13 protein-coding genes and 1 tRNA gene are annotated in these 12,650 nt (G+C 69.4%); 6 read left to right on the top strand and 8 right to left on the bottom strand.

What is annotated here, in order from left to right; translation table 11 throughout:
• The first annotated feature begins 127 nt into the window (after positions 1-127).
• Positions 128-982, top strand: a complete 855-nt coding sequence (locus P2P98_RS03960; RefSeq protein ID WP_275797424.1) for a Ku protein — start codon at positions 128-130, stop codon at positions 980-982.
• Here the strand turns inward: P2P98_RS03960 and P2P98_RS03955 are convergent.
• The 4 genes from P2P98_RS03955 to P2P98_RS03940 form a co-directional block, all read right to left on the bottom strand.
• Entirely contained in the window at positions 979-1,722 is a 744-nt protein-coding gene (locus tag P2P98_RS03955; protein WP_058615207.1) for a VTT domain-containing protein, read from the bottom strand. The two genes, P2P98_RS03960 and P2P98_RS03955, sit on opposite strands and share 4 nt — an antisense overlap.
• A gap of 52 nt (positions 1,723-1,774) precedes the next feature.
• A tRNA-Leu gene (locus P2P98_RS03950) sits at positions 1,775-1,856 on the bottom strand.
• Positions 1,857-1,907: 51 nt separating this feature from the next.
• Positions 1,908-2,888 (bottom strand): amidohydrolase family protein, encoded by a 981-nt coding sequence (locus P2P98_RS03945; RefSeq protein ID WP_275797422.1) that lies wholly within the window; start codon positions 2,886-2,888, stop codon positions 1,908-1,910.
• Positions 2,785-3,519: an amidohydrolase family protein gene (locus P2P98_RS03940; RefSeq protein ID WP_275797420.1), complete on the bottom strand. Its 735-nt coding sequence runs from the start codon at positions 3,517-3,519 to the stop codon at positions 2,785-2,787. The genes P2P98_RS03945 and P2P98_RS03940 overlap by 104 nt, the downstream gene beginning before the upstream one ends.
• Before the next feature lie 72 nt (positions 3,520-3,591).
• Here P2P98_RS03940 and P2P98_RS03935 point away from each other — a divergent pair, with 72 nt between their 5' ends.
• On the top strand, positions 3,592-4,614 hold the full coding sequence (locus tag P2P98_RS03935; RefSeq protein ID WP_275797418.1) for an NADPH:quinone reductase: 1,023 nt from the start codon (positions 3,592-3,594) through the stop codon (positions 4,612-4,614).
• Here the strand turns inward: P2P98_RS03935 and P2P98_RS03930 are convergent.
• The 3 genes from P2P98_RS03930 to P2P98_RS03920 all read right to left on the bottom strand — a co-directional run bounded on the left by P2P98_RS03930 (position 4,598) and on the right by P2P98_RS03920 (position 8,604).
• Entirely contained in the window at positions 4,598-5,257 is a 660-nt protein-coding gene (locus tag P2P98_RS03930) for a DUF1275 family protein (protein ID WP_275797417.1), read from the bottom strand. The two genes, P2P98_RS03935 and P2P98_RS03930, sit on opposite strands and share 17 nt — an antisense overlap.
• Before the next feature lie 129 nt (positions 5,258-5,386).
• Complete coding sequence (locus P2P98_RS03925) at positions 5,387-7,186, bottom strand: M20/M25/M40 family metallo-hydrolase (RefSeq protein ID WP_275797415.1); 1,800 nt, start codon at positions 7,184-7,186, stop codon at positions 5,387-5,389.
• 203 nt (positions 7,187-7,389) lie between these two features.
• The gene (locus P2P98_RS03920; protein ID WP_275797426.1) at positions 7,390-8,604 is read right to left on the bottom strand and encodes an MFS transporter; all 1,215 of its coding nucleotides are present in this window, start codon (positions 8,602-8,604) and stop codon (positions 7,390-7,392) included.
• Positions 8,605-8,674: 70 nt separating this feature from the next.
• Here P2P98_RS03920 and prfB point away from each other — a divergent pair, with 70 nt between their 5' ends.
• From prfB to smpB, 4 genes are all read left to right on the top strand, one after another.
• Complete coding sequence (gene prfB / locus P2P98_RS03915) at positions 8,675-9,787, top strand: peptide chain release factor 2 (protein ID WP_013586257.1); 1,113 nt, start codon at positions 8,675-8,677, stop codon at positions 9,785-9,787.
• A gap of 100 nt (positions 9,788-9,887) precedes the next feature.
• Positions 9,888-10,904 (top strand): cell division ATP-binding protein FtsE, encoded by a 1,017-nt coding sequence (gene ftsE / locus P2P98_RS03910; RefSeq protein WP_058596492.1) that lies wholly within the window; start codon positions 9,888-9,890, stop codon positions 10,902-10,904.
• Positions 10,901-11,818, top strand: coding sequence for a permease-like cell division protein FtsX (gene ftsX, locus P2P98_RS03905; protein WP_058615205.1), 918 nt, complete (start codon positions 10,901-10,903; stop codon positions 11,816-11,818). The genes ftsE and ftsX overlap by 4 nt, the downstream gene beginning before the upstream one ends.
• Before the next feature lie 51 nt (positions 11,819-11,869).
• A complete protein-coding gene (gene smpB, locus P2P98_RS03900; protein ID WP_058596494.1) occupies positions 11,870-12,346 on the top strand; it encodes an SsrA-binding protein SmpB in 477 nt (158 codons plus the stop codon).
• A 3-nt stretch (positions 12,347-12,349) separates the two neighbouring features.
• Here the strand turns inward: smpB and P2P98_RS03895 are convergent.
• A partial coding sequence (locus P2P98_RS03895; RefSeq protein ID WP_275797411.1) for an SIMPL domain-containing protein occupies positions 12,350-12,650 on the bottom strand: 301 nt, incomplete at its 5' end.

Below are 12,650 nucleotides of genomic sequence, written 5' to 3'. Positions count from 1 at the left end.
CTTCGACGGGCTCAGCCACCTGTGTTGTGCCTCGGACGTGAGGTCCCTGAGCCTGTCGAAGGGACCGGTGCCCTGCCGCGGCGCAAGGGTCTCGGCATCCACCCCTCTTTCGGTGTTCACTGGACCCATGCGATCGATCTGGAAGGGCGCCCTGACGTTCGGCCTCGTCAACGTGCCCGTCAAGGTGTACTCGGCCACGGAGGACCACGACGTCTCGCTGCACCAGGTGCACAACAAGGACGGTGGACGCATCCGCTACCAGCGCATCTGCGAGATCGACGGGGAGGTCGTGCCCTACAGTGACATCGATCGTGCGTACGACGACGGCGAACAGACGGTCGTGCTGACGAAAGACGACCTCGCCTCGCTGCCGAGCGAGCGGAGCCGCGAGATCGAAGTCGTCGAGTTCGTGCCGAGCGACCAGGTCGACCTGCTCACGCTCGACAAGGCCTACTACCTCGAGCCCGACTCGTCCTCGCCCAAGGCGTACGTGCTGCTGCGCAAGACGCTGGAGCAGACCGATCGCACCGCGATCGTGCGTTTCTCGCTGCGGCAGAAGACCCGTTTGGCCGCGCTGCGGGTGCGCGACGACGTGCTCGTGCTGCAGACGCTTCTCTGGGCCGATGAAGTTCGGGAGGCAGCCTTCTCCGCTCTCGAGGAGGACGTGCGCATCTCGGCGAAGGAGCTCGAGATGTCGGCATCCCTCGTCGACAGCTTCTCGAAGGACTTCGACCCTGAGGAGTTCACCGACGAATATCAGCAGGAGCTGCGGACCCTGATCGACGCGAAGCTCGAGCAGGGCGACGCGATCGACACGGATGCCACCTTCGGCACGCAGGAAGACGAAGACGGCGGCGAAGTCATCGACCTGATGGAGGCGCTGCGGGCGAGCGTCGAGCGCACCCGCGCAGCGCGCGCCGAGAAGGACGAGCCCGCGAAGAAGAAGGCTCCCGCCAAGAAGAAGAGCTCGAAGGCGTCTTAGCGCGTGGGCTGATCGCCGTCTTCGAGCGTCTTCGGGTCGAGGGCGAGCGACGCGGCCTCGTCGTGGGTGACCGTTCCCTCGCGCTTCGCAGCAGCCCGCTCACGGAAGTAGTGGATCGCGATGAAGAGTGCCGTGCCCGCGACGGCGGCGAGCAGGATCACGTCGATGTACTCGGTGACGATGTCCCGGATGAAGGGGATGTAGCCGACGGCGTAGCCGAGCATCGTGAGACCGATGCCCCAGATGACGGCACCGATGAAGTTGTACAGCGTGTACTTGCGCCACGGCATGTGGCCGACACCGGCGGCGATGGGGGCGAAGGTGCGCACGACGGGGACGAAGCGCGCGAGGATCACCGTCAGTCCGCCGAAGCGCTCGAAGAACGCGTTGGTGCGTTCGACGTTCTTGCGGCTGAAGATGCCGGAGTCCTTGCGCTCGAAGATCGACGGCCCCGCCTTATGGCCGATGTAATAGCCGACCTCACCGCCGATGAAGGCGGCGAACCCGATAGCGAGAGCCACCCACCACGCGTTGATGCCGAACACGCCGTTCGGCGCCGCGGGCGTCGAGTGCGACAGCAGGCCGGCCATGATCAGCAGGGTGTCGCCGGGAAGCAGGAACCCGATGAGCAGGCCGGTCTCGGCGAAGATGATGAAGCAGACGACGAGCAGGGCCCAGGGCTGCGAGTTGGTGATGATCGTCGCGGGGTCGAGCCACGGGAGCAGGGCGGTGGGGTGCATCACATCGGTCCCGTCGGGTCGGAGAGGTCGTGCTCGGGTACGGCAGTCGTCGTGCGGAAGGGGGGACTTGAACCCCCACGCCCGAAGGCACAGGAACCTAAATCCTGCGTGTCTGCCAATTTCACCACTCCCGCGAGTGGGTTCAGTCTATGCGCGCGCGAGGCTCGCACGATGTGAACCAGCCGTCAACCCCCGGCGACGTCACCCGCGACGACGGTCGTGACATTCCGGGTCTCGTGGATGCCGTCGGGTCGGCCCGCGAAAGGGTTGCGATCCGCGATGGCGAGGTCGGCCGGCGCGCCCGGAGCCAGGGTTCCGGGACCGATGCCGAGCAGGTCGGCCGAGCCGCGCGTGTATGCGTCGAGCGCCTCGCCGAGCGACAGGGACTGCGCGGCGCCCAGGGGCTCGGCATCCGATTCTCCCGGCGGCTGACGGGTGACTGCCACGTGAACGCCGAGCCACGGGTCGAAGGTCGAGACGGGCCAGTCCGATCCCATCGCGAGGCGCGCCCCCGCGGTGCGCAGGGAGGCGAACGGGTACAGCTCGTCGGCGCGTTCGGAACCGAGAAGCGGGAGCGTCACGTCGCGGACGAGGTCGTTGCGACACGCCCAGTACGGCTGGCAGTTCGCCGTCACCCCCAGCGCCGCGAACCGCGGGAGGTCGGGCGGGGTGATCAGCTCGAGGTGGGCGATGTGGTTGCGCACGCGGGCGCGATCGGCGGAGGGGACCGCGGCGAAGCCGTCGAGGGCGTCGCGGACCGCCGCGTCGGCCAGCGCGTGGACGTGCACGGCGAGTCCCGCGGCGTTAAGAGCGGGCACGAGCAGGCGCACGATCTGGGGGTCGAAGTAGGCCAGGCCGTGCGAGCCGTCGGGGTAGGGCGCGCAGACGTGAGCGGTGCGCGTCTCGATGATCCCGTCGAGCATGAGCTTGGCGGTTCGCGTCGGGAACCCGGCCGCCGTGTTCACGCGTGCGCGCTCCACGCACTCCCGGACGAACGCGTCGACGGTGTCCACGGTGAGGTCGCGGGGCACCCAGATCGCGCCGGTGGCTCGGCCGACGAGGTCACCGGCCTCCGTGAGGGCGCGGTACGCGTCGGAGAAGTCGGGGTACCCGGCGTAGGTGCCGAGGGCTGCCTCCTGCCAGCCGGTGATGCCCGCGGCGAGCACGTCGCGAGAGATCGACAGGAGCGCTTGAGCGATGTCGGCGGTGGCGGACGGCGGGACCAGGGGGGGCGACGAGCTGCATCGCCCCCTCACGGAGAGCCCCGCTGGGGGCGCCGTTCGACGAGCGTTCGATCCTCCCGTCGAACGGGTCCGGTGTCGACTCGTCGATCCCCGCCGCGCGCAGGGCGGCGCTATTCACCCACGCGCCGTGGTGATCGGCGTCGAGGAAGAGGGCGGGCCGATCGGGGACGAGCGCGTCGAGGTGGGCGGCCGTCGGACCAGTCGTCGGGAACAGCGTGGGGTCCCATCCTCCGCCGACGATCCATGCCGCGGTCGTCCCGGCGGCGAACGTCCGGACGCGCTCGTCGATCTCCGCGAGGGAGGCCGCCCCGGCGAGGTCGCAGCGCAGCGCGTCGACGGACCCACCGCCGAGGTGGATGTGCGAGTCGACGAATCCGGGGGTGACGAGGCCTCCGCGCGCGTCGAGCTCGTCGGCATCCGGTCCGATCGCGTCGCGGACGTCGCGTCGGGGTCCGGTCGCGACGATACGACCGTCGCGGATGCCGACGGCGTCGCCCTCGAGCACCGATCCGCCGGAGAACAGGACGCCGTTCGCGACCACGAGACTGCTCATCCGCCCAGTGTGGCGGCTGGCGGGTCGACACGCCGAGGGAATGCGTGCGCGCCGAGCCCGCTTGTCCTCTCCATGCGAGCGATCACGTACTCCCAGACCGGTGACTCCTCCGTCCTGACGCTCGGTGAGCGTCCCGTTCCCGAACCGGGACCCGGCGAGGTGCGCGTGCGCATCGCCGTCTCGGGCGTGAACCCGACCGACTGGAAAGCGCGTGAGGGTGGTCGGCCCTTCTCGTTCACCGAGGTGACGCCGAACCAGGACGGTGCGGGAACAGTGGATGCCGTGGGCGAGGGCGTGACGTCGGTCTCGGTGGGGCAGCGGGTCTGGGTCTACCTCGCCCAGCACGAGCGTCCGACGGGGACGGCGGCCGAGTTCGCGGTGATCCCCGCGGAGCGCGCCGTTCCGCTCGCTGAGGGGGCGTCCTTCGCCCTCGGCGCGAGCCTCGGAGTGCCCGCGATGACCGCGCACCGCGCGCTCACCGTCCACGAGGACGGCCCGTCGCGCCTCGCGCCGGGAGCCCTCGCCGGGAGGACGGTTCTCGTCCAGGGCGGCGCGGGGGCGGTGGGTCACGCGGCGATCCAGTTGGCGGTCTGGGCCGGTGCCACCGTGATCGCCACCGTGAGCAGCGATGAGAAGGAAGCGCTGGCCCGGGCGGCGGGCGCCCACCACGTGTTGCAGTACCCGAGCGAGACGTTGGCCGACGGCATCCGGGAACTGGCCCCTGAGGGCGTCGAACACATCGTCGAGGTGGCGATCGCCGAGAACGCGGCGCTCGACGTCGAGGTCATCGCCAACCACGGAAGCATCGGCTACTACGCCGACAACGGCGGAGACAGCTTCACCGCGGCGGTGCGGGCGAGCTTCGCCAAGAATGTCCGCTGGCAGGGGCTGCTGCTCTACACGGTGGGGGAGACCGCCCTGACCGCTGCCGCCGAGGATGTCTCCGCGGCCGTCGCGGACGGTGCCCTGCCCGTCGGCGAGGAAGCGGGCCTCCCGGTCACGTGGTTCCCGCTCGATGAGACGTCGGCTGCGCACGACGCCGTCGCCGCGGGGGCGACAGGGAAGGTGCTGATCCGGGTCAGCGACGAGGACTGACGCCACTCGCTCGACCGCGGACGGCGATCACCGTCGAGGCGGCGCCGAGCGCGAGTGCTGCGATGGCGAGCGCGGCGGGGCTGCCGAGGCGGTGGGCGACCCCGCCGATCACCGCTCCGGCGACGAGCGATGCCCACAGGAGCAGGGGGCGTCGCCACGCCGTCCGCGAACGCCCGGTGAGCAGGGATGCAAGGCCCAGTCCCAGGCTCACGAGCGTCCCCGTCGCGTAGGTGATGGCCACCCGCGCGCGACCCTCCGCGAGGAAGAGCGTGTTGAGCGCCCCCATCGCGGCGGCGAGCAGTCCTGCTCGCCAGAGCGTCGCGTCGCCGGCCAGGGCGAGTCCGGCCGCGATCCCGACGGCCACCGCAGCGCCCGCGACCACGCGCGCGAGGGGGCGCGACGCGTGCATGCCGGCGGTGGCCCCCGCCGTCACGCCGATCACGAACGCGGCGATGATCCCGGCCGAGATCAGCGCCACCCGCGCTCCGCCGTCGAAGAGGTCCACCGCACCCTGCGTCGAGTTACCGCTCATGAACGAGACGAAGAGGCCGCCCGTGTCGAGGAACCCGATCGCGTCGACGAACCCCGCGACGCCGGCGAGAGCGGCCGAGAGGGCGAGCGAACCGCGGTCCACGTCTTTCACAGCGCCCTCCCGTGCGTCTCGCTGATCGCATCTTCGTGCGCGGGACGCACGCGAGCAAATTCTCGAGAGCGAAATGGCCGCCGGGGCCGCGTGCGCGTGGCACCCGACCCCGACGGCCTTTCTCAGGGGTTACTCCTGCGGGCGTCGACGGGCGACGATGGTCCCTGCGGCGATGAGCGCGCCGATGACGAGCATTCCCGCGCCGATCGCGGGGAGCGGGGAACCTTCGGCGTTCGACCCCGTCTTGGCGAGGTCGTTGCGGGAGCCAGGGCCCGCGGTCGCGCTCGGCGACGGGACGGGCTGCGCGGTCGGCTCCGCCGTCGGCTGCGCGGTGGGCTCAGCGGTGGGCTCCGTCGTCGGCTCGACGGTGGGCTCGGGCGAGGGCTCCGTCGGCTCGGGCGACGGCTCGGCCGCCGCGTCCCAGGCCAGGGCGACGGCGGCGTGACCGATCGCCGGGGCGAAGATGTCGATCGAGTCGCGGTTGACGTTCGCGAGGCTGTCGTTGATCGTGTGGTAATTCCGGTCCATGTAGACCCCGGCCGTCCCGCCGAACAGTGCGGCCTGCTCCTCGGTCTTGATGTCATCGGCGCCGGAGAACAGTCCGCCCGCGGGCACGCCGTTGTCGATGAACGCCTGGTAGTCCGAGCGACCCGAGTACTCGGTGTCGATCCACGGCTGCTCGATGGTGTCGAAGTAGTCGGTGTAGAGCTTCTCGATCTCCACGGACCCTTCGGGGATGTTCACGCCCTCCGCCGGGAAGGTGGAGCGGTCGGCGTCGTACACGCCGACGGTGAAGTTCTCGGAGCCGATCATGTCGTAGTTCAGGTACGACGAGATGCGGTCCCACTCCGCGGGGTCGTTCGCGACGAGGTCGTTGACGTACGCGGTCGAGCCCAGCAGGCCGATCTCCTCGGCGCCCCACAGGGCCAGGCGGATCCGCTTGTCGTTCGGAACCTCGGATGCCGCGATCTTCTCCGCGAGAGCGAGGACGGCCGCGGAGCCCGAGCCGTTGTCGTTCACCCCGGGTCCCTCGGCGACGCCGTCGAGGTGCGCGCCGATGACGACGGTGTCGTCGGGGTCGCCCGCGACGCTGTCGGCGATGATGTTGAAGGACTGGCCGACGAGGAACTGCTTCTCGATGACCGCGGTTCCCTCGACGGGAGCGTCCACGGGCGCCGCGGTGACGAGCGCGGCGAGGGCGTCGCCACTGGCCTGCGGGAGCGTGGCGGCGGGGGAGTCCTCTTCGTTGCGCGGGCCCGAGCCCACGTTGGTCAGCTGATCGTCGGGCGAGACGCCCTCTTCAGCGGGGCGCTCGTTGTTGTAGACGAACACCGCTCCGGCTCCGGCCGCGGTGGCGTTGTCGATCTTGGCCTCGAACGTGCAGTCGCCGCGCTGGACGAGCACGATGGCTCCCGCGGGGACGTTCGCGAAGTCGGTGGGTTCGCAGCCGAGCCGACCGCCGTCCGCGGACTCGGGGAGGGCGAGCGCCGCGGTCACCGGGGAGTCGGTGCCTTCGCTGTTGTCGAAGTGCGAGCCCGTGTAGGTCGTTCCGTCGACCGTCAGGGAGGCCTCGCCGAACTCCGAGTACGGCACGTCGAACGCGTGCCGCGACACCGTGAACGCGCCGGTCGCTTCGAGCACTTGCTCGGCGTAATGCGCGGCGGCCTCGTAGCCGGGGGAGTTCCAAGAGCGGTACCCCTGGTCGGCGAGCGACTCGCTGATGTCGGACAGCTCCGTCAGGTGCGTCATGACGTCGGCACTGGTCAGACCGAGATCGTTCGGCGCGTCGCCCGGTGCGGGGGCGGCGAAGGCCGCCGGAGCGACCAGGAGCGCGCCCCCGACGAGGGCGCTGGTGGCCAGGACGGCCGAGGCGCGCCGGGCGCGCGAAGCCGCGCGCGGCGCGAGGGAATGCGGGGTGTTACGGGGCACGGTGAAGGTACCTCTCTGCGGGCGGCGTCGCCCGCTTCATCCGGGGGAAATGACACGTCGCCTAGAGGGTGGCGGACGTGTGATCGATTCTCAGGGCAAACTCATCAAATGACCAGAGCCGACCGGATTTTTTACGGCGCGGAAACACGCCGCGGTGCGTTTTGCCCCGTCTTTCCCGGGCGAATCAGGAAGATCCGGGAAAGTCAGGATCGCGATCTCGGGACGTACCGAGGCACCCAGCGGACGAAGCCGAACGCGCCGAGCGCGGCGATGACTCCCATGGCGGCGACGGCCCCGGACAGCGACACCGCAGCCGTCAGCGCCGAGATCATCACCGGGGCGATCGCGCCCCCGGCATCCGTCAATGTCCGCCACGATCCCAGGAAGGCGGCCGGCTCGTCGGCGGGCGCCAGATCGGCGCCCAGGGTGAGCAGGATGCCGCTGGAGAGCCCGTTTCCGACCCCGAGCACCGCGGCGAACATGGCGAACCACATCGCCGAGCTGTCGAGATCGTGCGTGAACGACAGGGCGAGGAAGCCGGCCCCCATCAGCACCATCGCGGGAAGGGCCGCCCACAGGCGGCCGAAGCGGTCCATGACCTGTCCGCTCGCGTAGAACAGCGCGAAGTCAATGGCTCCCGAGACGCCGACGACCACCGCGATCGTCGAGGCGTCCAGCCCGAGCGACACGCCCCACAGGGGAAGGACCACCTGTCGAGCCGAGCGCACCGCCGACAGTGAGGCGGCGGCGAGGCCGAGACGCGCCAGCACCGCGCGGAATCTCCACATCGTGCGGAAGACGCCGACGCGCTCGACGGTGGGGATCGCGCCCGTCACGGGTTCGCCCGTGTCCTCGGCCTCCCGGGAATCGCCGCCGACCGGCACGGCCTTCTCGGGGTCGGGGCCGAAGAAGACGAGCAGGATCGTCGCCACCTGGCAGACGGCGAAGAACGCGATGGATGCCCTCTCATCACCGAAGATGCCCAACAATGCCGCGGAGATGAAAGGGCCGACGAACATCCCGAGCCGGAAGGTCCCACCGAGAAGCGACAGAGCGCGGGCGCGGAAATGCAGGGGAACGCGCGTCGTCATGAAGGAATGCCGGGCGAGCGCGAAAGAAGCGGCACAGAAGCCGATGAGGAAAACGGCGGCCGCGAAGATCGCGAGCGTCCCGGCGAAGACCACGCCCACCAGGCCGCCGAGGATGACGATCCCCGCGACGCCCATGGTGATCCGCTCGCCGAACCGCGCGACCGCCCACCCCGCGGGGATGTTGCCGCACAGCTGTCCGACCACGAGGGCGGCCGCGACCAGGGCGGCCAGGGCCACGTCCGCGCCGAGCCGGTTCGCGATGACGGGGATGAGGGGGATGACGGCTCCCTCGCCGATCGCGAAGAGCAGGGTGGGCCCGTAGATCATGGGTGCGAAGCGCACCAGCACGCTCCGGGGAGAGTCGGCGGTCACCGTCTCCACGATAGGCTGATTCCAAATGCTCGAACTCGATTTGACCGCCGACATCCAGGCGCTGCGCTCGACCTTCGCCGATATCCAGGCCGTGGTCGACGTCGACGCACTCAAAGCCGACATCGACCGCCTCAGCGAAGAGGCGGGCGCTCCCGACCTCTGGGATGACGTCGACAACGCCCAGAAGGTGACCAGCCGGCTCAGCCACCGTCAGGCCGAGCTCAAGCGCATCACCGAGATCGAGCAGCGCCTCGACGACCTCGAGGTGCTCGTCGAGCTCGCGATCGAGATGGACGACGAAGACAGCGCCGATGAGGCCCGCCGTGAGCTGGCCTCGCTGAAAGACGTGATCGGTCAGCTCGAGGTCCAGACGCTGCTCGACGGCGAGTACGACTCCCGCTCGGCCGTCGTCACGATCCGCTCGGGAGCGGGCGGCGACGACGCCACCGACTTCGCCGAGATGCTCCTGCGCATGTACCTGCGGTGGGCCGAGCGTCACAAGTACCCGGTCAAGGTCATGGACACCTCCTACGCCGAGGGCGCGGGCATCAAGTCCGCCACCTTCGAGGTCGATGTGCCCTACGCGTACGGCACCCTGTCGGTCGAGGCCGGCACCCACCGCCTCGCGCGCATCAGCCCCTTCGGCGGTGCCGACAAGCGCCAGACGAGCTTCGCCGCTGTCGAGGTCATCCCCGTGATGGAAGAGGCCGTCGAGGTCGAGGTGCCCGAGGGTGACATCCGCGTCGACGTCTTCCGCTCGTCCGGTCCCGGAGGCCAGTCAGTCAACACGACCGACTCCGCCGTTCGCATCACGCACATCCCCACCGGCCTGGTCGTCTCGATGCAGAACGAGAAGTCGCAGATTCAGAACCGCGCCGCGGCCATGCGCGTTCTCCAGACGCGCCTGCTCCTGCTCAAGCGCGAAGAAGAAGCGGCCAAGAAGAAAGAGCTCGCCGGCACGATCACCGCGAGCTGGGGCGACCAGATGCGCTCCTACTTCCTCTACGGTCAGCAGCTCGTGAAAGACCTGCGCACCGGCTACGAGGTCGGCAACCCCGCCGTCGTGTTCGACGGGGACCTCGACGGTCTCATCGCGGCCGGAATCCGCTGGCGCAAGCGCAAAGACGACGACGACTGAGACGGATGCCGCGGTCCTCGGCATCCATAGGGTTTTCCCGGATGCCGACACGGCGCGTCCTGTCGGGCTCTTCGGAACGCGCGCTTAGGCTCGTCGAGCCATGATCCGGTTCGAGAATGTCACCAAGCGGTATCGCGGCACCACGAAGCCCGCGCTGAGCGCAGTCGACTTCGAGGTGCAGCGCGGAGAGTTCGTCTTCCTCGTCGGCGCCTCGGGTTCGGGGAAGTCGTCGTGCCTGCAGCTGATCCTGCGGGCCGAGACCCCGAGCGAAGGGCGTGTCGTCGTGCTCGGCCGCGACCTCCGCACCCTGTCGAACCGCAAGGTTCCCTATTTCCGTCGCCACATCGGGTCGGTGTTCCAGGACTTCCGGCTGCTGCCGAACAAAACGGTCCACCAGAACGTCGCTTTCACGCTGCAGGTGACCGGCGCCTCGCGCGGCTTCGTCCAGCAGGCGGTTCCCGAGGTCCTCGCGCTGGTCGGTCTGGACGGCAAAGAGAAGCGTCTGCCGCACGAGCTGTCGGGCGGTGAGCAGCAGCGTGTGGCGATCGCCCGCGCGCTCGTGAACCGGCCCCAGGTGCTGCTGGCCGACGAGCCGACGGGAAACCTCGACCCCGGTACGTCGATCGACATCATGCGCCTCCTCGCGCGCATCAACGCCGGCGGGACCACGGTCGTCATGGCCACGCACGAGGCCGGATTCGTCGACCAGATGCAGCGCCGCGTGATCGAGCTGCGCGGTGGCGAGATGGTGCGCGACGAGCGCCACGGTGGCTATGGCGACCGTTCGGGGCTGCCCGTGCTCGCACCCGAGGTCGAGAAGGGCGCGGCCGCGGTCGCCGCGCTCACGGCCGTGCTCGAGGTGCAGCGCGAGGTCACGAACATCACCGGGCCCGTCGAGCCGCTGCGCGGACCGGAGGGGTCGGAGCAGGTCTCCGCCGCCCCCGTCGAGCCCACGTCGCCGTCGGTCACCACCGCTGCTGCGGAACGCCGCGAACCCGGGACGAACACCCGCTCGATCCCGGTGAGCAACCCCGAGGTCGACGCGCTCGGCCTCGCTGACAGGCTCGGTCTCGCCGAGAAGAAAGACCGCGACGACGAAGTGGGACCCACGTCATGAGGTTCGGGCTCATCCTCTCGGAGGCCTTCACGGGTCTCCGCCGTAACGCGTCGATGGTCATCTCGGTCATCCTCGTCACCTTCGTGTCCTTGACGTTCGTCGGCGCCGCGATGCTCATGCAGATGCAGATCGGCAAGATGCAGTCGTACTGGGCGGATCGCGCGCAGGTCGCGGTGTTCATGTGCTCCACCGTCTCCGACAAGCCGACATGCAACGCCGGCGAAGCCGCCACGCAGGAGCAGATCGACGCGGTGCGCGCGACGCTCGACGGCGAGGCGCTCAAGCCGCTCATCCGCGATTACACCTTCTCGACCAGCGATGAGGCCTACCAGAACGCTCAGGGGTTGCTGTCGTCCGACATCGCCGGCGTCGTCACGGCCGACCAGTTCAACGCGACCTTCAACATCAACCTCGTCGACCAGAATCAGTCCGACGTGATCGCGGAGGCGTTCAGTGGGCAGGCCGGCGTCGAAGAGGTGACCAATCAGATGCAGTACCTGGAACCGCTGTTCCAGTCGCTCACGGTCGCCACCTACGTCGCCGTCGGTATCGCCGGTCTCATGCTCATCGCCGCGGTGCTCTTGATCGCCACGACGATCCGTCTCTCCGCTTTCGCGCGGCGAAGAGAACTCGGCATCATGCGTCTCGTCGGAGCGTCCAACCGGTTCATCCAGACGCCGTTCATCCTCGAGGGCGTGCTCGCCGCGCTGATCGGATCCGCTCTCGCGAGCGTCGCCGTGTGGGCCATCGTGCAGGTCGGGGTCGAGAGGTACCTGCGCGATCGGATCAGCTTCATCACCTCGTGGGTGAGTCTCTCGGACGTCGCGATCGTGGTCCCCGTGATCGTGGTGATCGGCGTCGTCCTGGCCGCGTTGAGTGCCGGCTTCGCCATTCGGCGTTGGCTGCGCGCCTGATCGCGTAGACTGAGGGGCTCTGTGTGCCCGTGATCATGAGGAGGTGGCACCATGCCTCGTGAGCAGGGGGAGAAGCTCATCGCGTCCAACAAGAAGGCGCGACACGACTACGCGATCGAGAAGACGTACGAAGCCGGTCTCGTGCTGACCGGTACCGAGGTGAAGTCGCTGCGCCAGGGGCGTGCGAACCTCACCGACGGCTACGCGTACATCGACGGCGGTCAGGCCTATCTCGACGCCGTGCACATCCCGGAGTATTCGCAGGGCCACTGGACGAACCACTCGGCCAAGCGCACGCGGAAGCTGCTGCTGCACAAAGAAGAGATCGTGAAGCTCTCGCACGCCGTCGCGGCGGGCGGCTACACGCTCGTTCCGTTGCGTCTGTACTTCCTTGACGGGCGTGCGAAGGTCGAGATCGCGGTGGCCAAGGGCAAGCGCGAGTTCGAGAAGCGGCAGACGATCCGCGAGCGCGAGGACAAGCGCGAGGCCGAGCGGGCCATGCGCACGCGCAACCGCCTGGGGGAGTGACTCTCACTCTGCGCGGAAGCGCCCCTCGACGGTCGAGCTCACCACGATCTCAGGCGGCTGCAGACTGAACGACGGCCCGCTGTCGGCGGCCGTCGCGCGCGCGGCGAACACCGGCGGGTTCTCGGGCCGCGCCGCCAGGAGTCCGGCATCCGCGATCTCGACGGCGGTGACGGATGCCATCCCCAGGGCATCCGCGTAGGCGGTGGCGCGCTCGACCGCGACGTGGACCGCGTCGGCGGCGACGTCTCGCTCGACGCGGGCGCGTGTCTCCTCGGAAAGGCGCCACTCCACCGCGGTCACCTGG

It is taken from the genome of Microbacterium sp. Kw_RZR3, assembly GCF_029222405.1.
GTDB lineage: Bacteria > Actinomycetota > Actinomycetes > Actinomycetales > Microbacteriaceae > Microbacterium.
This window is presented reverse-complemented; position numbering and strand designations above follow the sequence as displayed.

Excerpts from the sequence above, each read along its gene's own strand:
- P2P98_RS03960 (WP_275797424.1), top strand. The coding sequence starts at position 128 with ATGCGATCGATCTGGAAGGGCGCCCTGACGTTCGGCCTCGTCAACGTG.
- P2P98_RS03920 (WP_275797426.1), bottom strand. The coding sequence starts at position 8,604 with ATGATCTACGGGCCCACCCTGCTCTTCGCGATCGGCGAGGGAGCCGTC.
- ftsE (WP_058596492.1), top strand. The coding sequence starts at position 9,888 with ATGATCCGGTTCGAGAATGTCACCAAGCGGTATCGCGGCACCACGAAG.
- prfB (WP_013586257.1), top strand. The coding sequence starts at position 8,675 with ATGCTCGAACTCGATTTGACCGCCGACATCCAGGCGCTGCGCTCGACC.
- P2P98_RS03940 (WP_275797420.1), bottom strand. The coding sequence starts at position 3,519 with ATGAGCAGTCTCGTGGTCGCGAACGGCGTCCTGTTCTCCGGCGGATCG.
- smpB (WP_058596494.1), top strand. The coding sequence starts at position 11,870 with ATGCCTCGTGAGCAGGGGGAGAAGCTCATCGCGTCCAACAAGAAGGCG.
- P2P98_RS03955 (WP_058615207.1), bottom strand. The coding sequence starts at position 1,722 with ATGCACCCCACCGCCCTGCTCCCGTGGCTCGACCCCGCGACGATCATC.
- ftsX (WP_058615205.1), top strand. The coding sequence starts at position 10,901 with ATGAGGTTCGGGCTCATCCTCTCGGAGGCCTTCACGGGTCTCCGCCGT.
- P2P98_RS03935 (WP_275797418.1), top strand. The coding sequence starts at position 3,592 with ATGCGAGCGATCACGTACTCCCAGACCGGTGACTCCTCCGTCCTGACG.